The following is a 19,941-nucleotide window of genomic DNA, read 5'->3' as shown; positions in this document are numbered from 1 at the left end:
CCTGTAACTATGCCCATAAGTTCCAATTTCAGCTCTGTATTTCGTAAAGACTGGGAAATTAATTTTACACAATGCATGCCTAATGGCTATCTAAAATATACCGATTTGTGCCATATTTTGCAATTAACGGCTGCTGCCCATTCGGATTTAGGCGGCATCAGTTTTTCGGATATGCAGGTTTTTAATCAGGCTTGGGTGCTCAGCAGGATGCGGGTAGAGGTTGGCGCGCTGCCCAAATGGCGGGATGTAGTTACGGTAACTACTTGGATCAATACCTTAGAGAATTCTCGTTCGGTTAGGGCCTTGGAGGTGCATTTAAACGGACAAAAGATTATTGGTTCGGAGACCTTTTGGGCTGTTTTTAATACCCAAACGCGTCGTCCGGAGGCTTTGGCTTTGGATCACCAGCATTTTGCGCTTTTTCCGGATAAAAAAGCCACTCAAGTAGGTTTCTCTAAGATTGTTAGTGCCGTTCCAAAAGGCTCTCTTTTTGAAAAAACGGTGTGTTTGTCTGATTTAGATATTGTGCATCATGTTAATAATGTTAAGTATTTGGAGTGGTGTCTGGATTTGATGGATGAAAATGTGGTCTGGAATCAAGAGATTAAAAGTTTTGAGATGAACTTTTTGAAAGAGTTGTCTCTAAAAGACAAGGTGGTTATTGATGCGAAGTATGCCAATCAGGCAATAATTTTTAGTGTTTATAAGGAAGACAAAAAGACCTTTGCGTTACAGCTTAATTTAGAATAAACACTGCTAACCCTGACAGTAATGAAAAGCATTTATTTTAAAAAAAAACTAAATTTCTTGCCTTACAAAAGCGACCAACGGAAGCTCTTTGGAAGGCATTAGAAATTGTTTTTTTTAAATAAATCTTGTAATGTATGGCAGGAATGGTTCCAAAAAAAAAGACTCCAATTTCTTGAAGTCTTTTTTTTGCTCTTTATTGGTTGGTTGTTAGGATTTGTTGGTTACAACTAATCTAAAACCTTCTCCGTGGATGTTTAGGATCTCAACATCTTGGTCTAGCTTGAGATATTTTCTTAGTTTGGCGATATACACGTCCATGCTTCTGGAAGTAAAATAGTTATCGTCTCTCCATATTTTTGTTAAGGCCAATTCTCTGGGCATTAAATCGTTTTCATGAAGAATTAGCATTTTTAGTAATTCATTTTCTTTGGGAGATAATTTTATGGGTTCTTGGTTGTCAAAGGTCAAGAATCGTAGTTTTGAATTGAGGTGGAATTTACCGATCTGAAATTCAAATTGTACTTGTTCTGTTTTGATGTCTGAAGATTTTCTTTGAATGATTGCTTTGATTTTTAGCAACAATACTTCGGAGTCAAAGGGTTTGTTTAGGTAATCATCTGCACCGGCTTTGTAGCCTTTGAGCACGTCTTCTTTCATAGATTTGGCGGTCAGAAAGATGATGGGCACTTCGCTGTTTTTTTCTCTTATTTCTTTGGCTAAGGTGTAGCCGTCTTTGTAAGGCATCATGACATCTAGGATGCACAAGTCAAAGCTGTCTTTTTTGAATTTCTCAAAGCCTTCCATTCCGTTTTTGGCAAGGGTTACTTCAAAATCGTTGAGCATTAAATAATCTTTTAGAACGGCACCAAAATTAAGGTCGTCTTCTACTAGTAGTATTTTTTTATTGGGGTTTTCCATATTCTAGTTAATTAGTGGTATTTTTATTATGAAGGTACTTCCTTTTCCTTTTTCGCTTTCTACATATACGTGACCATTGTGGTCTTCTACTATTCTTTTTACGTAGGCTAGGCCTAAACCATGGCCTTTTACGTTGTGTAGGTCTCCGGTGTGTTCTCTATAGAATTTCTCAAAGACTCTTTTTTGTGCGGTTTTACTCATTCCTAGACCGTTATCTTTTACTTTTATCAAGATCATGTCTTTTATATTTTCGGTGTATATTTCTATCTCCGGTATGTCTGGTGAGTATTTTATGGCGTTTTCCAGAATGTTTACCAGTACGTTGGTAAAATGAACTTCGTTGATTAAAACTGTGGTTCTAGCGGCGTTGAAATGACTGGTTATTTGGCCGCCTCGGTCTTCGAGTATTAAATTGACGTGTTCTATGGCATCATGGATTACCTCTACTACATCGCTGGATTCTTTGTCTATGTCTAGTTCTTTTTTTTCTAGTTTTGAAATCCGCAATACGTTTTCTACCTGTGCATGCATTCGTTTGTTTTCGTCTCGAATCATTTGCAGGTATTTCAGTACCTTTTCTCGATCGTCTATTATTTTTGGGTTCTTTATGGCATCTAAGGCAAGGTTGATGGTTGCTATAGGGGTTTTGAACTCATGGGTCATGTTGTTTATAAAATCGGTTTTAATTTCTGATATTTGACGTTGGCGTATCAATTGATTCAAGGCGCTTGAATAGGCCACTATGATAATTAACGTAAATATTATAGACAAAATTGTAATGCTTATCAACTCCGATAATAGAAACTTTTTTTTGTGCGGAAAGCTTACCAAGAGCTTGTATTTTTCGTTGCCTTCGTTGTCTGTATATACTGGTATGGAGTAGGTTGCTTCTTTGTCGTACTCAAAATCAGTAGATTTTACATTGGTGGCAATACCGTTGCTATAGATACCAAATTCAAATTTGGTTTTCACGCCATATTCTTCTAATTCTTTTTTAATTAATTTGTTTAGTGTTTCTTTTGAAACTCGTTCTTCTAATGGCATTGCTGCGGCTATATCTTTGTACGAAATTTCAAATTGCACCTTGTCTAATACATCTAGGTTGCCCGATTTTTCGATGGTAACGTCCGGAAGTAAATTTTGCTGTAGATTGGATTTATCTACCGCATGGTTGTTATAGACTTCTGTGATCCGCTTGGAACTAAAATTTTTAAATTTTTCGTTATTGAATTTTTTGTTAAATAACGAGGAGGTAATATCGTAATCTTCGGATATTATGCTGTTGGAATACACAATGGTTTTGTTGGTCTTTGTGTTTCTTTGCACATAATAAAATTCGGTTAAATCTTCTTTTTTTGGGGTTTTACCTGTGCTGTCTTTGATACGGTTGTATTTATCATAAAAACTATAGGCTTCTTGTTTTTGCAATTTGTCTGCAACATTGCCAATAACTTGTTTTACATGAAATTTAAATTGTTCGTCATTGTTTTTGAACGAATTATTAAACCAATACACTTGCACGAGTATTATCCCTATCAAAGACAAACTCATTAATACTACCAATAATCTAAAAAAAAATTTATTCATCAATACAAAATTAGCATTTTAACAGTATGAATGATAATCTATTAACCAAACATTAACATCTACAGATCGTTTTGTTTAATCATCAAAATTTTATGAATTTTTTCAACATTTTCTTTAGCCAATTCAAGATCTAGGTTTTCAATTACAAAATCACTTTTAGAAATGCGTTGGGCATCTGTCCATTGTGCTGCAATGCGTTTCTCTACTAATGCTCTGGTGGTGTGATCTCGCTCTATAACCCGTTCTATTCTAGACTCCAATGGCGCAGTTACACATATAATGCTGTGGCAGTTTTGGTAGTTGCCACTTTCAAATAATATTGCTGCTTCGTAAATAACGTACGGGTATGTGGTATACGATAGCAGCCAGTGCTGAAAATGGTGTTGCACTGCTGGATGCACAATGGCGTTGAGTTGTTGTAGTTTGGCGGGATTTTGGAATACTATTGCTGCTAAACTTGGCCTATGGAGTTGCTCTGCTTCAAAAATGCTTGTTCCAAAGGTTTGCTTTAAAGCCTCCAAAATGGCTTTGGATTGCATGAGTTGCCTTGCGTGCTCATCTGCTATATAAATTGGCACTCCCAGTAGCTCAAAATGCTTGGCTATGGTGGTTTTACCGCTTCCAATACCTCCTGTTAATCCTACAATTTTTGTCATGCTAGGCTTTAAAAAATAATTCTGGAAATGCTTTTTGAGGGGTTTGTTTTAAAAGAATTATTTTAAAATAGGCCTCTATAAATCCGGTGCCGTAGCCATAGAATTGTTTCCAAACAGCAAGTACTGACAAATACCCTATTTTTAGGCTTTTGTTTTGGTAACTTGCCGTTACAAAGAGGATTGCAAAATATATAAAATAGCTTTTTAGGAGTAAATCATAGGTGAAAATTAATAAAAAAACCGCTATTGCAAACCCTATTATAAAAACAGATGGAAAGAAAAACGTTGCTTTATTGTATTGGGGATGCCAACTATTTAATATGGGTCTTGCTTTGCCAAATTTATTGACTTGCAGGGAGAATTTGTCCCAGTCTATTCTTCTTTTATGGTACACATACGCAGACGGAAATAATCTGGTCTCAAAGCCCAAGTTCCATAACCGTATGCTTAAATCTGGGTCTTCTCCTGGGTGGATGTTTCCAAAACCTTTGGAGGCTTGAAATGCTTTTTTAGAAATCCCCATATTAAAACTTCGGGGCTGAAATTTACCTATTTTTTCGGATCCTCCACGAATACCGCCTGTGGTCCAAAACGAAGTCATGGCAAAATTAATTGCTTTTTGAATATCTGAAAAGCTGTCCAAGGCTTTGTCTGGGCCTCCAAAACAGTCCACATAATGTTCTCGCAAGGCTTTGTCTACCTCGGTCAAGTACTGTTTAGGGATGATGCAATCCGAATCAAATATAATAAAATAATCCCCTTTTGCTCTTTGCATTCCGTAATTTCTAGAGTCTCCAGGTCCGGAATTTTCTTTAAAATAATACGAAATGGTCAGTTGGTCTGTATAATGCTGTACTACCTCTAAACATGCTATGGTAGAACCGTCTTCTACAAGTACTACTTCAAAATTGGCGGTATACTCTAATTGTGTTAAACTTTTTAAAAGTTCATCTACTTCATCTGGTCTATTATATACCGGAATAATCAAGGAGAACAACATATATGCTGTGGGGTATTGGTTAAAATAAAAAGCTACAAAGTAAGCCGCAAAGATATACTTTTAAATACGATCTATAAAAAAACCACCGTCAATAAGCAATGGTTTTTATCAAAAATGTAGTGAAAATAAGGTACTATTCAAACATTTCCATTATTTCTTGGCTTACTCCCATATTTGAAAATCCGCCATCATGCAGTAAGTTTTGAAGGGTTACCATTCTGGTTAGATCCGAAAACATGGCTACGGTATAATTTGCACAATCTAAAGCCGATGCGTTGCCTAATGGAGCCATCTTATCTGCAAAGGCAATAAATCCTTTAAACCCCTTTACGCCCTGTCCGGCTCTGGTGGCTGTGGGAGATTGCGAAATGGTATTGACTCTTACTTTTTTATCTCTTCCAAAAAAATAGCCAAAACTTCGGGCTATAGATTCTAAAAAAGCCTTGTTATCTGCCATATCATTGTAGTCCGGAAACACGCGCTGGGCTGCCATATAAGATAAAGCTACGATACTCCCCCAGGCATTCATGGCGTCTTTTTTGTACAAAACTTGCATTAGTTTATGAAAAGAAACCGCAGAGACGTTCCAGCCTTTTTCCGTAAAGTCATAATTTTGATTGGTGTAGTGGTTTCCTTTACGAACATTCACAGACATCCCTATGGAATGCAAAACAAAATCAATTTTTCCGCCTAAAATTTCTGTTGCTTGATCTATCAATTTTTCAAGATCTTCTACAGATGTTGCATCTGCCGGAATAACAGTAGCTCCTGTTTTGGATGCTAATGCGGCAATATTTCCTAAACGCATGGCTGCTGGAGCATTCGTAAGTACAAAGGTACCGCCTTCTTGGTGCACGCGTTCTGCAGTTTTCCATGCAATTGAATTTTCATCCAGGGCACCAAATATAATCCCTCTTTTTCCTTGTAATAAATTGTGCATAATTTTTCTTTTTATAAAAAACATTCAAAAATATACATTCTAATATTGGTCTGCAATAGCAATTGTTTTTTTAGAATTAAAATCAATGTACTTCTATTTGCATACGAGTATGGCTTTAAAATTTTAATTTAAGTTATCTAAAAAAACACCTTACTATAAAAAGACTAAAGTCTCCATAAAGTAAGGTGTTCTATAAAAATGAATCGTAGTATTAGATACTCTCTATGCCTACCATTTCGTTAGTATCTGCTTTGTAATCTACCCCTTTGAGGCCAAATCCAAAAAGATTATGAAAATCACTTCGGTATCCTTCTAAATCTCCTAGTTCGGCTAAATTTTCGGTGGTAGCTTCTTGCCATAATTTGGCGATTTTTTCTTGTACATCTGGACGCATTTCCCAATCGTCAATTCTAATTCTGCCTTTTTCATCCGTTGGGATTTCTTTGCCAGTAAACAACCTATCGGCATACAAACGCTGGATTTGTTCAATACATCCTTCATGAATTCCTTCTGCTTTCATAATTTTATACAACAATGAAATATACAACGGAATTACCGGAATTGCAGAACTTGCTTGGGTTACTAATGCTTTGTTTACAGAAACATAGGCTTTACCGCCAATGCTTGTAAGGCTATCCGTAATGGTAAAAGCGGTAGCTTCTAGATGGTCCTTAGCGCGACCAATGGTTCCTTTTCTATACACAGCCTCCGTAAGGGATGGACCAATATACGAGTAGGCAACTGTTGTTGCTCCTGGTGCTAACAAATTAGCAGCCTTTAGTGCCTCTATCCACATTGCCCAGTCTTCGCCACCCATTACTTTTACGGTGTTTTCAATATCTTCGCCTGCGGCAGGCTCAATGGTTATTTCGGATACTTTTCCGGAGTGAAAATCTACGGTTTTGTTTGTAAATTTATCTCCAATTGGTTTTAAAACAGAACGATGCAATACTTCTGTTTTAGGATCCAAACGCACCGGAGAAGCTAAACTATAGATAATTAAATCTACTTGTCCTAAATCTGCTTTAATTAGGTCTAAAGTTTGTTTTTTGACAGCATCTGAAAAAGCATCGCCGTTGATGCTCTTGGCATACAAACCAGCTTTGTGCGCTTCTTTTTCAAAAGCTGCTGAGTTGTACCAACCTGGTGAGGCAGTTTTTCCTTCGCTTGGTGGTTTTTCAAAAAAAACGCCAAGTGTAGAAGCATTAGATCCAAATGCACTCGAAATTCTTGAAGCGAGTCCAAAACCCGTTGAAGCACCAATAACTAATACGTTTTTGGCACCTTGGATTGCTCCTTTTGATTTGATGTATTCAATTTGATTTTTTACACTTTGTTCACAACCATCTGGATGGGCTGTCAAACAAATAAATCCTCTCATTCTAGGTTCTATAATCATTTTGTATATTTTATGCGTTGAATTTTGTGTTTCGTAAACCTTAAATAGGCTGGTAAATCTCTAATTTGAGAACAAATATAAATCAAAAATCTAGTTCAGCAAGGCTTTGGCGTGATTTAAGGCCGAATCTGAAACTACGGTTCCGGATAACATTTGTGCAATTTCTACTACACGTTCTTCATTGGTTAATAGTTTAAGCTCGGATTGGGTGGCTTCACCTACGGTAGATTTAAATACTTTAAAGTGAGCATTTCCTTTGGCGGCAATTTGTGGCAGATGGGTTATGGCAAAAATTTGCATGGTTTGGCTCATTTCTTTCATTATTTCTCCCATTTTGATTGCAATTTCGCCAGATACTCCAGTATCTATTTCGTCAAATATTAAAGTAGGTAGTTTAGAATAATGGGCTAAAATTGCTTTTACAGCCAGCATTATTCTTGACATCTCGCCACCAGAAGCTACTTTTTTTAACAAACCAAAATCGGTGCCTTTATTTGCTGCAAATAAAAATTGCATTTCATCTTTGCCGTTTGCTAAATAGGCTTTTGTTTGTTTAATTTGGATATCAAAACGCACATTTGGCATTCCTAAAGTATCTAATATGGTAATTAATTTTTGAGACAAAATAGGGATTGCCTTTGCTCTATTATCATGAATTTGGATTGCTAGATGGTCTAAAACACGTTCTTTTTCTTGAACTGCATCCGTAAGTTGTGCTATATCTGTTTCTAAATTTTCTAATTCTGCAACAGAAGCGCCTAATTGGGATTGTATCTCCAATAGACCACTTATGCTATCTACTTGGTGTTTTTTTTGTAAATTATAAAGGAGTTGTAGTTTTTGGTTTAGTAATTCCAATTGCTCCGGATCATTTATTAATTTGTCTGCACAACGGTTTAACTCTTGTGTTATATCATCAAACTCAATCAATACACTAGATATACGTTCGACTAAAGCGGCATAATCTAAAGAAAATGGTGTTATTTTTTGCAAAATAGCTTTAATCTCTTTTAAATTTTGCAACACTCCGATTTGCTCCTCATTGGCTATAGCCAAAGATTTATCTAAAGATTCTTTAATTATTTCTACATTATTTAATTGCTCAAAATCTGCTTCCAAAATTTCTTGTTCGTCTGGTTTTAGATTAGCTGCCACAAGTTCCTTCCATAAAAAAGTATGGTATTCTTGCTCTTTTAATGCATCTGCTTGTTTTTTAATCAAGCTATTTAACTTGGATTTATTCGATTTGTAGGTACTTAAATCCAATTGGTATTCCAAAATAACAGAATGGTTTTTGGCAATGGCATCAATGATTTCAAATTGTACGTTTTCGTCAGATAATTCTCTGGTTTGTTGCTGGGAATGGATGTCAATCAAAAACAAGCTTAATTCTTGCAATAATTGAAGGTTTACTGGACTATCGTTTATAAATGCCCTAGATTTTCCGGATGGAAGAATTTCGCGTCTAATGATGGTATCGGACTCATAATCAATGTCGTTTTCCTTAAAAAAAGAGGCTAAATGGTATTTCGCAATTTCAAAATGTGCTTCAATAACACATTTTTCATCCTTGTTTTTTATTGAAGATAAATCTGCCCTCTTGCCTTGTATCAATCCTAAGGCACCTAAAATGATCGATTTACCAGCTCCTGTTTCTCCGGTAATAATTGAAAATCCTTTTGAAAAATCAATACTCAACTTTTCAATTAGGGCATAATTTTTTATAGATAATGAAGTAATCATTTGGTTTTTTTTGAAATGGTTTTTAGAAAATATAACAGTATTCGCACTGGGTTTAAAACGTAATGGTTGCCCATTTACTGGAGTTCATGGGAGAAACTCGGTTCAAACTTTCTGTAAGATCTGTAACATCTATTGAAGGACCGCCGGAGAAAACCGATACTATTTCATCTGATTTTGCATCAAAGAAAGTACGTGTCAAAAATGCGTTGGGTTTTACGGCATTTAGCTTGGTCAAATTTAGCAATGCCATTTTGACTTTCTCTTTGGCTGATTTTAAATCCTGAGCCATAAGGTCTAAACCGGTATGGTATTCTAGCTCGGTTTTACGGATAGCAGCATAGGTTGGGGATAGCAAGTCATTGATTAAAAAATACCTGCTGTCATTTCCGTCTGATTGACTCCACCCCTTATTACTGCTTTGTTGGGCTATATTTGCAATATTTTGGGCTTGTACTAGATAGTCTGTTCCAGATTCTAAGACAAATGTGTCTGCATCCATACCCAAAATAAGATAACTATAAAACGAGATAACAGAAACTAAATTGGAACTAAAACCATTGGGATTGAAATTTAAATTTTCGTATTCTGTGTAATTAAAATCAAAATTTTTGTCATTAAAATTCAGAACCGGAGACGAATACGACGAATTGTAAATTGGTCTAGAAGACTGTACTTGAATGGTTGCTGAAAATTGATTGGAATTGTGAGATAAAATAGTTATAAATATAGAACAATTTATTTTCTCGTGTTGTTGTACTGTTTGTCCAGTCCAATCGGTAGTATTCACAAATTCCTTAAGAGAAGTTTCTAATGTTTTAAAAACTTGCTGGTTGGTATTGTTTAATTTTTGTGCATTTACGGTCAAGGAACAATTTAACTGTTGCGCTATAGCGCCTGCAGATAATAATAACACGAAGAATACAAATACTTTTTTCATCTAAAATGGTCTATAACTTTGTTTAAAATATCCTCAGCAACTGCCTCTTTTGATTTTAACGCCATAGGTTCTATGGTGTAGTTTTTGTCAATAAAAGTAACTTTGTTTGTTAATTGCTTGAAGCCTGCTCCTAAATCTTGCAAGGAGTTTAGAACAATCAAATCTAAGTTTTTTTTCTGGATTTTAGCCTTTGCGTTTTCAATTTCATTTTCGGTCTCTAGAGCAAAACCTATCAAAAACTGTTTTTTTTTGATTGCTCCTAACGAAGCTAATATATCTTTGGTTTTTTCGAGTTCTATAACCAAATTGTCTGCCGCTTTTTTAATTTTTTGAGTAGCTACTGTTTTGGGTCTGTAATCTGCTACTGCAGCTGCTGCTATAGCAACGTCCACTTGTTCAAAATAGACATGACAAGCATCGTACATTTGTTGTGCAGAGGTTACGTTTATGACCTGAATACTCGGCTGTTTGACCTGTAGTGTTGTGGGACCCGCTACTAAAAAAACGGTAGCACCAAGTGCTGCGGCACTATTGGCGATATCAAAACCCATTTTTCCGGAAGAATGGTTACCTATAAAACGTACGGGGTCTATTGCTTCGTAGGTTGGACCTGCCGTAATTAGTATTTTTTTTCCTTTCAAGGGGAGCTTACTCTCTAAATCTGCTTCAAGAAAAGCAACAATATGTTCTGGTTCGGCCATTCTTCCTTCTCCAGAAAGACCACTTGCTAACTCTCCTGTTTCGGCAGGAATTATGGTTATACCAAATTGTTGTAAACTACGAAAACTAGCCACAGTAGTAGGGTGTTGGTACATATCCAAATCCATTGCGGGAGCAAAATATACCGGACATTTTGCCGATAAATACGTAGCAATAAGCAAGTTATCACAAATACCATTAGCCATCTTGGATAAGGTATTTGCGGTAGCGGGCGCTATTAGCATTATATCAGCCCACAAACCCAATTCTACATGGTTGTTCCATCTTTGTTCCTGATTCGGCTGTGCATCTTCTGTATTGTGATGGTCTTCTGTAGCAAAAAAACTGGAATAAACTGGATTTTTGGATAATGTAGACAAACTAAGTGGCGTTACAAAATCCTTAGAAGCAGGTGTCATTATCACTTGGACATGTGCACCTGCTTTTATCAAAAGTCGTACTAAATAGGTTGTTTTGTAGGCGGCAATTCCACCAGATATTCCTAGCAAAACTTTTTTACCGCTTAAAACTGACATGCTGGTACTATTTAGTTGAATCTCTATGGTAAACTTTTCCTTCTAACCATTCTTGCACTGCTAATGCATGTGGCTTAGGTAGTTTTTCGTAAAATTTAGAAACTTCAATTTGTTCTTTGTTTTCAAAAACTTCTTCCAAACTGTCATTATATGTTGCAAATTCTTCTAGTTTTTCTGTTAATTCTTTTTTTATTTCAGAATTGATTTGATTTGCTCTTTTAGCCATAATGGTTATTGCTTCATACACATTACCAGTAGGTGCTTCAATAACGGTTTTGTTATACGTTATTGTATTTACTGGAGCATTCGTCTTTTTTAAATCCATGACTTTATTTATTTAGTAAATTTTTGTAAATCTTGTTCTACCTTAACCAACATTACATCGGCTTTTTGTTTGTATTTTGTCTCTGATTTGTATTTTATCAAATTAGCATACGCTTTTTTGGCATTTTGTAGGCGTTCTTCTTTTTTTGATTCAATACTATTGATCCCTAATTGATACGCTGCATCTAGGTTATAATATAACGCATCTTCTTTGTATTTGGTTCCAGGATAATCTATTACAAAATTATTTAAGGCTACTATGGCAGATTTATAATCCGATATGGTATGGTAGCCTTTGGCATTTTCATATACTTTTTTTTCTATTTTTTCGGTCAAAGATTGCAAGGTGGCATTTGCATGCTCCATATATTCCGAGTTAGGATAGGCATCTATAAAGGCTTGCAATTTATCAATTGCTTTGAAGGTATCTACCTGATCTAGACTATATACTGGTGATAACTCCGAGTAACTCACAGCACCTAAATAGGCTGCTTCTTGGAGTTTTTCACTCTTTGGATAGCTGGATACAAAACTTTCAAATTGATAGCCCGCCAAATAATATTGTTGGGTTTTGTAATAGGATTGAGCAAACATATAAAACAACTTTTCTGCCTGTGGTTTGCCACGATAAGCAGGTGCTATTTGTTCAAAAAGTCGTATAGCCTTAGTGTATTTTCCGGACTCATATAGAGTAGTACCCATGGCAAATTTTGCTGCAACATCGTCTTTTTTAAGCACTTTTTGATAAGCATTACAAGAGCTAAAAAGTGTTACAAAAAACAATAGGGCTATAATTTTTTTCATTTGTTTGCTTTTTTTACGTGCAAATTACATACTAATTCACAAAAAAACTTACTACAGTTTCGGTGGCAAATTTAGGTATTAATTTAGCCATTACAAAATATTTCTTTATTTAAAAAAAGCACTCTCACAAAGCCTATTTATCTAGGTTTTCAATAAATTGTGTAATTCTTTGACGCAAGGATTCGTCTACTTGCACTAAAGGCAAACGCAGGTAGCTGTCTGCTAAACCTAGACTTTGAAAAACTTGTTTGATTCCGGCGGGATTGCCTTGTTCAAAAATCATGTCTATTGCCTCAGATAAACGGTAGTGTAATTGGAATGCTTCGGTAACTTTATGGTTGAGCCCTAAACGAATCATTTCGGAAAATTCTTTCGGAAATCCTTGACCTATAACCGATATTACGCCTGCTCCACCTGCCAAAACCATCGGTAAGGCAATCATATCGTCTCCAGAGATTACCATAAAGTCTTTTGGTTTGTCTTTTAGAATTTGCATAGCTTGCACTAAATCTCCTGCAGCTTCTTTTATGGCTACTATGTTTTGGAAATCATTTGCTAGTCTAAGTACCGTTTTGGGCAGCATGTTGCTAGAAGTTCTACCGGGTACGTTATAAATAATTACCGGTACTGGAGAAGCTATTGAAATAGCCTTGAAATGTTGGTAAATCCCTTCTTGGGTTGGTTTATTATAAAAAGGCGAAACAGAGAGTATGGCCGCAAAGTCCGAAAAATCTCTGGTCTCTAACTCGGCTACTACTTTTCTGGTATCGTTGCCTCCTACGCCTAAAACCAAAGGCAATCTTCCTTTGTTGGCTGCAACGATAGTGGTTATAACTAATTCTTTCTCTTCTGGGGTTAAGGTTGCGTTTTCGGCAGTGGTTCCTAAAACTACCAGATATTCTACTCCCCCAGCTATAGAAAAATTAACAATCCGAGTTAATGCCTCAGTATCAATTGAAAAATCTTCTTTAAATGGGGTTACAAGAGCAACACCGGTTCCTATTAATGATTGCATATTGGGTATGTTTGGGTTTATTGTATTTTTTAATTTTCTGTGATTCTTGGAATAATATGTCTTTAATAAACCGTTATTTTTTGGTTAAAAAACAACGGTTTATTTAATAGTAATTTTACAACAATTGCGCTACTAAAAGGAATATACGTATTACTTTTATCTGCTAGCAAAATTAATTAATTAAGTACTATTATAAATGGTAAATCTAAAAAAGTATATTAGGGTTTTGAAACTTTTTGTTATATTCTTAACATTTTTTGGTATTCTTTCTTGTGGGAACAAAATTGGCGCCTTAACCAAGATTGAGGGAAAACAAATTGCAATAACTCCAGAGACTGCTTTAATGCCCCAAGAGGGTTCTAGTTCTGCTATTGAAGCCTACATAAAACCCTATAGAGAACACATTAACAAGGATTTAGATAGTGTATTGAGTTATTGCCCTGTTACTCTTGACAAAAAAGTAACAAACCTACAATCTACTCTAGGGAATCTGATGGCTGATGTGGTTTTAAAGGCCGGAAATGCTGTTTTTTGGAAAAAAGAACAAAAAGAAATTGCTCTTTGTCTACTCAATAGTGGTGGCATACGGGCCATTTTGCCAAAAGGGAATGTAACCGCCCGAAATGCTTTTGAAATTATGCCTTTTGAAAATAATCTGGTAGTAATTGCCTTAACTGGAGATCAAATATTAGACCTGATTGCTTATTTTATTGCTACTAAAAAGGCGCATCCGTTGTCGGGTCTTACTTTTAGGATTACTAAAGATAATCTTGCTGAAACTATTTTGATACAAGGAAAACCTTTATACAAAGAGCAGTTGTATTATGTGGCTACCAATGATTATTTAGCTAATGGTGGAGACAATATGACTTTTTTTGCTAAAGGATCCAAACCGTATGATTTGAATTATAAATTGAGAAATATATGGTTGGATTATTTTAAACAAACCGATACCATTACTGGATATATAGACCAACGAATTAGTGTTGAATAACGTAAATAAAATTTTTTAAACTAAAGCCATAGCCTTGATAGTAGTGAAAATCCTTTTGGATGCCGTTTTTTTTTAACGGCATCCAAAAGATTGTAACGTATAGCAAGAAATAGCTCCAAATAAATTAAAAATGAAAAGAAGAGAGTTTATAGAAAAAACTAGTAGTGGTGCTGCATTGCTTGGCTTAGGGTTGTCTTTAAATAGTTTTGATACTGTTGCTATCAAACAATTGACCATCTTGCATACCAATGATGTGCACAGCCATATTGATCCTTTTGGGCCTGAGGATCCCCGAAATGCCAATATGGGAGGTGTGGCTAGAAGAGCGGCTTTGATTGCATCTATTAGACGCGAAAATCCAAATGTATTGTTGCTGGATGCTGGAGATATTTTTCAGGGAACTCCTTACTTTAATTATTATGGTGGCGAATTGGAGTTTAAGCTCATGAGCATGATGCAATACGATTTGGCAACTATTGGAAATCATGATTTTGACAATGGAATGGATGGTTTGTATGCACAAATGCCGCATGCAAAATTTGATTTTGTGGCTGCTAATTATGACTTTAAAAATACACTACTAGATGGAATCATAAAGCCCTATAAGGTATTTCATAAAAATGGAATAAAAGTTGGTATTTTTGGTATTGGTATTCAACTGGAGGGGTTGGTGGATAAAAAAATGTATTTGGAAACCGTTTATAAGGATCCTGTAGAGATTAGTCAAGAGATGAGCCGGCTCTTAAAAAAAGAACTACAATGTGATGTGGTTATTTGCTTGTCTCATCTTGGGTATGCCTACCAAAGGGACGAATCCAGAATTTCGGATCTAAAATTAGCGCAATTAACTCAAGATATTGACTTGATTATTGGAGGTCATACCCATACTTTTTTGGAAAAACCTACCGTGGTCCAAAATGTTGTTGGAAAAGAGGTTTTGGTCAACCAAGTGGGCTGTTATGGCATTAATCTAGGCCGAATTGATTTTTATTTTGATTCTAATAGAAATAAAAAAACTCACGGAAAATCTATCTTAGTTTAGTTTGGATGCTTCTTTTTGATTTAAAATAAAAAAATGTACTAAAAAATAATACGAAAAAACCTGTGTAGAAACGTTGATGAAATTAAAAATAGAAAAGGGTACATAAAATTTATTAAACATATAAAAACAATCGGACAGTAGATACAAAATTGCCAGCAATAGTAAATTAGAATTGCACCTATTGCTCTTGCGGTTGTACTCCACTACGGCTATAAACACCAAAAAAGACAAGATGATTGCATACACTACCAGATAAAATATAGGAATGTGCATTTTTTCAAATTGTAAGGTCAGTATAAAATAGGCCAAAATAGTTAGCAGCACACTAGTGAATACGATCAGAATCAGACTGTAACTGTATTTGCTATACCATTTTATAAAATTAGGCAAGAGATAGCCTAACAATAAAACGTTAGAAAATAAGTAACACAGAATATAAACGGTTTCGTCTTTGTCTGGAAACAATAAAGGATACAAGGCTCCCAAATAAGAAAACAAAAAAATAGCTCCTTTTAAAAAATCAATTTTAAACTGCGTTCGGATTAAATAATAAAACACTATAGATGGCAATACCAATGCTTTGGAGTATAGCATCCACTGTTTATCTTCAATGGTGCTCCATAAAATGGTAAAGAAAGCCGCAGAGAAGTAGGTTACTTTGGCTATTGTTTTAATTTTCATGCAATAGGTTTACGAACGCATCTTCGGTTAAAACCGGTATGTTTAATTGGTTTGCTTTTTCTAATTTTGCAGGCCCCATATTATCTCCAGCAATCACATAGTGGGTTTTGGAGGAGATGGAACTTGCTAATTTACCGGCGTTGTCTTCAATTATTTTTTTTAACTCTTCTCGCGAGAATTTTGTAAAAACACCCGAAATTACAAATGTTTTGTTCGCCAGTTTTGTGGTGGCGTTGGGATTGTGTTTTTCAATAACTTCAAATTGAATGCCTTGTTCTTTGAGACGTTCTATGTTTTTACTATTTTCGGAGTTGGCAAAAAAATCTAGTATGCTTTGGGCAATTTTTTCTCCAATTTCGTCAACTAAAACCAGTTCTAACAAAGTAGCCTGACGTAAAGCATCTATGTTTTTGTAATGTTTTGCTAGTTTTTTGGCTACGGTTTCTCCAACAAAACGGATACCTAATGCGTATAAAACTCTTTCAAAAGGAATTTGTTTGGATTTTTGCACTCCAAGGATTAAATTTTCTGCAGATTTTTGAGCCATACGCTCCAATGGAAGAATTTTATCTATAGTTATGTTATACAAGTCTGCATAGTTTTGTACCAATCCGTTATGATACAATAATGCTACTGTTTCTCCTCCTAATCCTTCTATATCCATGGCTTTACGAGAAATAAAATGCTGAATTCTTCCTATTATTTGTGGCGGACATCCATAAAAATTAGGACAATAATGGTTGGCTTCGCCTTGGGATCGCACCAGCAAAGTTTGACATTCCGGACAATGTGTGATGTATGTGGTAGCTAAAGCATTTTGGGGGCGTTTGCTTAGATCTACGGCTATAATTTTAGGAATAATCTCACCGCCTTTTTCTACAAATACGGTATCCCCTACCCGAATATCTAACTTTTGTATTTGATCTGCATTATGCAAAGAGGCTCTTTTTACTATAGTTCCTGCAAGTGGTACTGCTTGCAAATTTGCAACTGGGGTAATGGCACCAGTACGCCCAACTTGATACGAAATACTATTTAAAACCGTGCTAACTTGTTCGGATTTAAACTTGTAAGCCATGGCCCAACGAGGGGATTTGGCGGTATATCCTAATTCGTCTTGGTATTGCAAGCTATTCACTTTTATAACTACTCCATCGGTTTCATAAGGTAAATGCTGTCTGTGTAGATCCCAATGATCAATAAACGCAAACACCTCTTCTAAATTATTTGCTAACTTGGCTTCATTGGGCACTTTAAAACCCCATTCTCTAGCGGCTTGTAAGCCCTCAAATTGGGTCGAAAATGGCAATGATTTGCCTATCAAAAAATACAACAAACAATCTAAAGGCCGTTTGGCTACTTCGGCACTGTCTTGCAGTTTTAAACTTCCTGAGGCGGTATTGCGGGGATTTGAATAGGGTGTTTCGCCAATTTCTATTAATTCTTGGTTCATTTTTTCAAATCCTGCAAAGGGCAAGATAATTTCTCCTCGGACATCAAATAAATCAGGATAATTGCCCTGTAGTTGCAGAGGGATGGATTTTATAGTTTTGATATTGTTGGTTACATCATCTCCCTGAAAACCATCTCCACGGGTTAAGGCTTGGAGTAATTTTCCGTTTTGGTAGGTGATACTAATAGAAGCACCATCGTACTTCAATTCGCAGGTGTAGCTTAAGGGTACTTGACCCAAAACTTTTTGAATGCGTTTTTCCCAGTCTAATAAATCATCTTTAGAGTACGAGTTATCCAAAGAGTACATCCGATATTGGTGGGATACGGTTTTAAAATTTTTGGTTACCGCCCCTCCCACTCGTTGTGTTGGAGAATTTAAATCTAAATATTCGGGGTATTTATTTTCTAACTCTTGTAGCTGTTTTAACTTGATATCAAACTCATAATCAGACACAACGGGATGGTCTAAAACATAATAATTATGGTTATGAAGATTCAGCTCTTCTCTTAAAGATGCAATGGTTTGGGCAATATCCATATAATAAAAAATTGGCTATTTTAGTGTTTGAAAATGGAGTACTAAAATAGCCAATAAATAATTAATAGTCCCAAAATTAAGAGGCAATAATTTGATTAATTTGTTGGTATAATTTTCCGTCACTCAAAAAAGCACCTTGTTGTATTAAAGCAAATAAGGAACTATTACGCTCTTCTGTAAATTCTTTTCTTCCGGTTTTCATTTCAATTGTATCGGTAAACATATTGTCACTTAACCATTGCAAGCCTTCTTTTGTCAAAAAATCTACCTCTGGAACTAAGGATTTCAAGACGATAGATTGTACATGGGTATCGTAACTTTGAAATAAAAATATATGGTTTTTTGAAAAATGTTCTAGATATTCTGCCCTGGTAAGTACTCCTTCCCAAATTAAATCCGAAAAAACATCCAACTCTTGTTCTGCTACTTCTGGTTTTTCGGTTTTAATTTTGTCCCATTCGGCTTTATCAATGGCTTGTGTGGCTAAAAAATTGGTAAACTCTTGCGTTAATTCCTCAAATTGTTCTTTGGTTAATCGGGTGTATTTCATATTCTTATTATTAAAAAGTAGGTAAAAAAAAAACCACTCCTAGGAGTGATTTTTAATATTTGAATAACAAAAAATTATCTTTTTGATATTATTCTGCAACAATTTCATAAGGTAATTCTACAATTACATCTCTGTGTAAACGAACACTTGCTGTGTATTTACCAGTACGTTTAACGATACCGCTAGTGATGAATTTTCTGTCAATTACTTGACCACCTTTTGCTAAAGCATCTGCTAAATCAATATTGGTAATAGAACCAAATAATTTTTCACCACCTGCTTTTGCTGTAATTTTAATTTCGATAGCTTTTAAGTTTTCTGCTATTGCTTGCGCATCAGCAACTACTTTTGCCTCTTTGTGTGCTCTTTGCTTTAGGTTTTCAGCCAATACTTTCTTTGCAGAAGAGGTAGCTAATTGAGCAAATCCTTGTGGGATTAAATAATTACGACCGTATCCGTTTTTTACAGTTACTACGTCATCTTTAAATCCTAAATTTTGAACGTCTTGTTTTAAAATCAATTCCATGTTGTTGTCCTTGTATTATAGAAGTTAGTCCCGATAGCTATCGGAACAACAACTTTATTTTTAATATTATTTTAATAAATCGGCCACGTATGGCATTAAAGCTAAGTGACGTGCACGCTTAACAGCTACAGACACTTTTCTTTGGTATTTTAATGAAGTTCCTGTTAAACGACGAGGAAGAATTTTTCCTTGCTCATTAACAAATTTCAATAAGAAATCAGCATCTTTATAATCAATATATTTGATACCTGATTTTTTGAAACGACAGTATTTCTTTTGTTTGTTCGTTTCTATGTTCAAAGGCGTAAGATATCTGATATCCCCGTCTTTTTTTCCTGAAGCAGATTGTTGTAATGTTGCCATAATAATTAAGCTTTTTGAGATTTAAGTTTTGCTCTTCTTCTTTCAGCCCAAGAGATAGCATGTTTGTCAAGACTTACGGTTAAAAAACGCATAATTCTTTCGTCACGTCTGAATTCAGTTTCAAAAGCGATCAAAACCTCTCCCGATACGTTATATTCAAACAAATGGTAAAATCCAGATTTTTTGTTTTGGATTTCGTAAGCCATTTTTTTAAGACCCCAGTCCTCTTTAGATACAAAAGTAGCACCTCTACTAGTAAGAAAATCTTCAAATTTGCTTACTGTTTCCTTTACCTGAACGTCAGATAAAACGGGATTTAAAATGAAAACAGTTTCATAATGATTCATAAAAATTTATTTTATTGTTAATTTGGGTGCAAAAGTAGGGTTTTTTTTCTATCAAACAAGTTTTTTTTGACAATAATCGTTTAAAAGCAAAAAACACGCTAATAAATACTAGGGTTTTAAAAAATTAATATAAATTT

General features: G+C 35.3%; 21 protein-coding genes. 3 read left to right on the top strand and 18 right to left on the bottom strand.

Annotation, left to right across the window (positions count from 1 at the left end):
* The first annotated feature begins 9 nt into the window (after positions 1–9).
* Positions 10–750 (top strand): acyl-[acyl-carrier-protein] thioesterase, encoded by a 741-nt coding sequence (locus LB076_RS08815; RefSeq protein WP_066331281.1) that lies wholly within the window; start codon positions 10–12, stop codon positions 748–750.
* Positions 751–957: 207 nt separating this feature from the next.
* On the opposite strand, the gene LB076_RS08810 is transcribed toward LB076_RS08815, so the two are convergent.
* The 12 genes from LB076_RS08810 to dapA all read right to left on the bottom strand — a co-directional run bounded on the left by LB076_RS08810 (position 958) and on the right by dapA (position 13,308).
* Entirely contained in the window at positions 958–1,668 is a 711-nt protein-coding gene (locus LB076_RS08810; protein ID WP_066331283.1) for a response regulator transcription factor, read from the bottom strand.
* Positions 1,669–1,671: 3 nt separating this feature from the next.
* Positions 1,672–3,255, bottom strand: a complete 1,584-nt coding sequence (locus LB076_RS08805; RefSeq protein ID WP_066331291.1) for a sensor histidine kinase — start codon at positions 3,253–3,255, stop codon at positions 1,672–1,674.
* A gap of 59 nt (positions 3,256–3,314) precedes the next feature.
* Positions 3,315–3,911, bottom strand: a complete 597-nt coding sequence (coaE, locus tag LB076_RS08800; RefSeq protein WP_066331294.1) for a dephospho-CoA kinase — start codon at positions 3,909–3,911, stop codon at positions 3,315–3,317.
* Between the two features lies 1 nt (position 3,912).
* Positions 3,913–4,911, bottom strand: a complete 999-nt coding sequence (locus tag LB076_RS08795; RefSeq protein ID WP_066331299.1) for a glycosyltransferase family 2 protein — start codon at positions 4,909–4,911, stop codon at positions 3,913–3,915.
* A 133-nt stretch (positions 4,912–5,044) separates the two neighbouring features.
* Positions 5,045–5,854, bottom strand: coding sequence for an enoyl-ACP reductase FabI (locus tag LB076_RS08790; RefSeq protein ID WP_176699266.1), 810 nt, complete (start codon positions 5,852–5,854; stop codon positions 5,045–5,047).
* A gap of 208 nt (positions 5,855–6,062) precedes the next feature.
* Complete coding sequence (fabV, locus tag LB076_RS08785) at positions 6,063–7,250, bottom strand: enoyl-ACP reductase FabV (RefSeq protein WP_066331306.1); 1,188 nt, start codon at positions 7,248–7,250, stop codon at positions 6,063–6,065.
* A gap of 90 nt (positions 7,251–7,340) precedes the next feature.
* A complete protein-coding gene (gene recN, locus LB076_RS08780; RefSeq protein WP_066331308.1) occupies positions 7,341–8,993 on the bottom strand; it encodes a DNA repair protein RecN in 1,653 nt (550 codons plus the stop codon).
* Positions 8,994–9,045: 52 nt separating this feature from the next.
* Positions 9,046–9,930, bottom strand: coding sequence for a type IX secretion system protein PorD (gene porD / locus LB076_RS08775; protein WP_066331310.1), 885 nt, complete (start codon positions 9,928–9,930; stop codon positions 9,046–9,048).
* On the bottom strand, positions 9,927–11,165 hold the full coding sequence (gene coaBC / locus LB076_RS08770; protein ID WP_066331312.1) for a bifunctional phosphopantothenoylcysteine decarboxylase/phosphopantothenate--cysteine ligase CoaBC: 1,239 nt from the start codon (positions 11,163–11,165) through the stop codon (positions 9,927–9,929). The genes porD and coaBC overlap by 4 nt, the downstream gene beginning before the upstream one ends.
* A 7-nt stretch (positions 11,166–11,172) precedes the next feature.
* Positions 11,173–11,490, bottom strand: coding sequence for a DNA-directed RNA polymerase subunit omega (locus LB076_RS08765; protein ID WP_066331314.1), 318 nt, complete (start codon positions 11,488–11,490; stop codon positions 11,173–11,175).
* 8 nt (positions 11,491–11,498) lie between these two features.
* A complete protein-coding gene (locus tag LB076_RS08760; RefSeq protein ID WP_066331316.1) occupies positions 11,499–12,293 on the bottom strand; it encodes an outer membrane protein assembly factor BamD in 795 nt (264 codons plus the stop codon).
* A 133-nt stretch (positions 12,294–12,426) separates the two neighbouring features.
* Positions 12,427–13,308, bottom strand: a complete 882-nt coding sequence (dapA, locus tag LB076_RS08755; RefSeq protein ID WP_066331318.1) for a 4-hydroxy-tetrahydrodipicolinate synthase — start codon at positions 13,306–13,308, stop codon at positions 12,427–12,429.
* A 226-nt stretch (positions 13,309–13,534) separates the two neighbouring features.
* On the opposite strand from dapA, the gene LB076_RS08750 reads away from it, so the two are divergent.
* Together LB076_RS08750 and LB076_RS08745 are read left to right on the top strand one after the other, a co-directional pair.
* Positions 13,535–14,302: a 5'-nucleotidase C-terminal domain-containing protein gene (locus tag LB076_RS08750; RefSeq protein ID WP_425598037.1), complete on the top strand. Its 768-nt coding sequence runs from the start codon at positions 13,535–13,537 to the stop codon at positions 14,300–14,302.
* A 130-nt stretch (positions 14,303–14,432) separates the two neighbouring features.
* The gene (locus LB076_RS08745) at positions 14,433–15,344 is read left to right on the top strand and encodes a bifunctional metallophosphatase/5'-nucleotidase (RefSeq protein ID WP_066331322.1); all 912 of its coding nucleotides are present in this window, start codon (positions 14,433–14,435) and stop codon (positions 15,342–15,344) included.
* Here LB076_RS08745 and LB076_RS08740 read toward each other — a convergent pair.
* The 6 genes from LB076_RS08740 to rpsF form a co-directional block, all read right to left on the bottom strand.
* Positions 15,336–16,025, bottom strand: a complete 690-nt coding sequence (locus LB076_RS08740) for a lysoplasmalogenase (protein WP_066331329.1) — start codon at positions 16,023–16,025, stop codon at positions 15,336–15,338. The two genes, LB076_RS08745 and LB076_RS08740, sit on opposite strands and share 9 nt — an antisense overlap.
* Positions 16,015–18,018 (bottom strand): NAD-dependent DNA ligase LigA, encoded by a 2,004-nt coding sequence (ligA, locus tag LB076_RS08735; RefSeq protein WP_066331330.1) that lies wholly within the window; start codon positions 18,016–18,018, stop codon positions 16,015–16,017. The genes LB076_RS08740 and ligA overlap by 11 nt, the downstream gene beginning before the upstream one ends.
* A gap of 76 nt (positions 18,019–18,094) precedes the next feature.
* Positions 18,095–18,568: a DUF6495 family protein gene (locus LB076_RS08730; RefSeq protein ID WP_066331331.1), complete on the bottom strand. Its 474-nt coding sequence runs from the start codon at positions 18,566–18,568 to the stop codon at positions 18,095–18,097.
* Positions 18,569–18,656: 88 nt separating this feature from the next.
* The gene (gene rplI / locus LB076_RS08725) at positions 18,657–19,094 is read right to left on the bottom strand and encodes a 50S ribosomal protein L9 (protein WP_066331332.1); all 438 of its coding nucleotides are present in this window, start codon (positions 19,092–19,094) and stop codon (positions 18,657–18,659) included.
* Positions 19,095–19,160: 66 nt separating this feature from the next.
* A complete protein-coding gene (gene rpsR / locus LB076_RS08720; RefSeq protein WP_066077030.1) occupies positions 19,161–19,457 on the bottom strand; it encodes a 30S ribosomal protein S18 in 297 nt (98 codons plus the stop codon).
* A gap of 5 nt (positions 19,458–19,462) precedes the next feature.
* Positions 19,463–19,804 carry a 30S ribosomal protein S6 gene (gene rpsF / locus LB076_RS08715; protein WP_026709513.1) on the bottom strand — a complete coding sequence of 114 codons (342 nt, stop codon included), beginning with the start codon at positions 19,802–19,804 and terminating at the stop codon, positions 19,463–19,465.
* Positions 19,805–19,941 lie beyond the last annotated feature (137 nt).

This window comes from Flavobacterium crassostreae (genome assembly GCF_001831475.1).
Lineage (GTDB): Bacteria > Bacteroidota > Bacteroidia > Flavobacteriales > Flavobacteriaceae > Flavobacterium > Flavobacterium crassostreae.
This window is presented reverse-complemented; position numbering and strand designations above follow the sequence as displayed.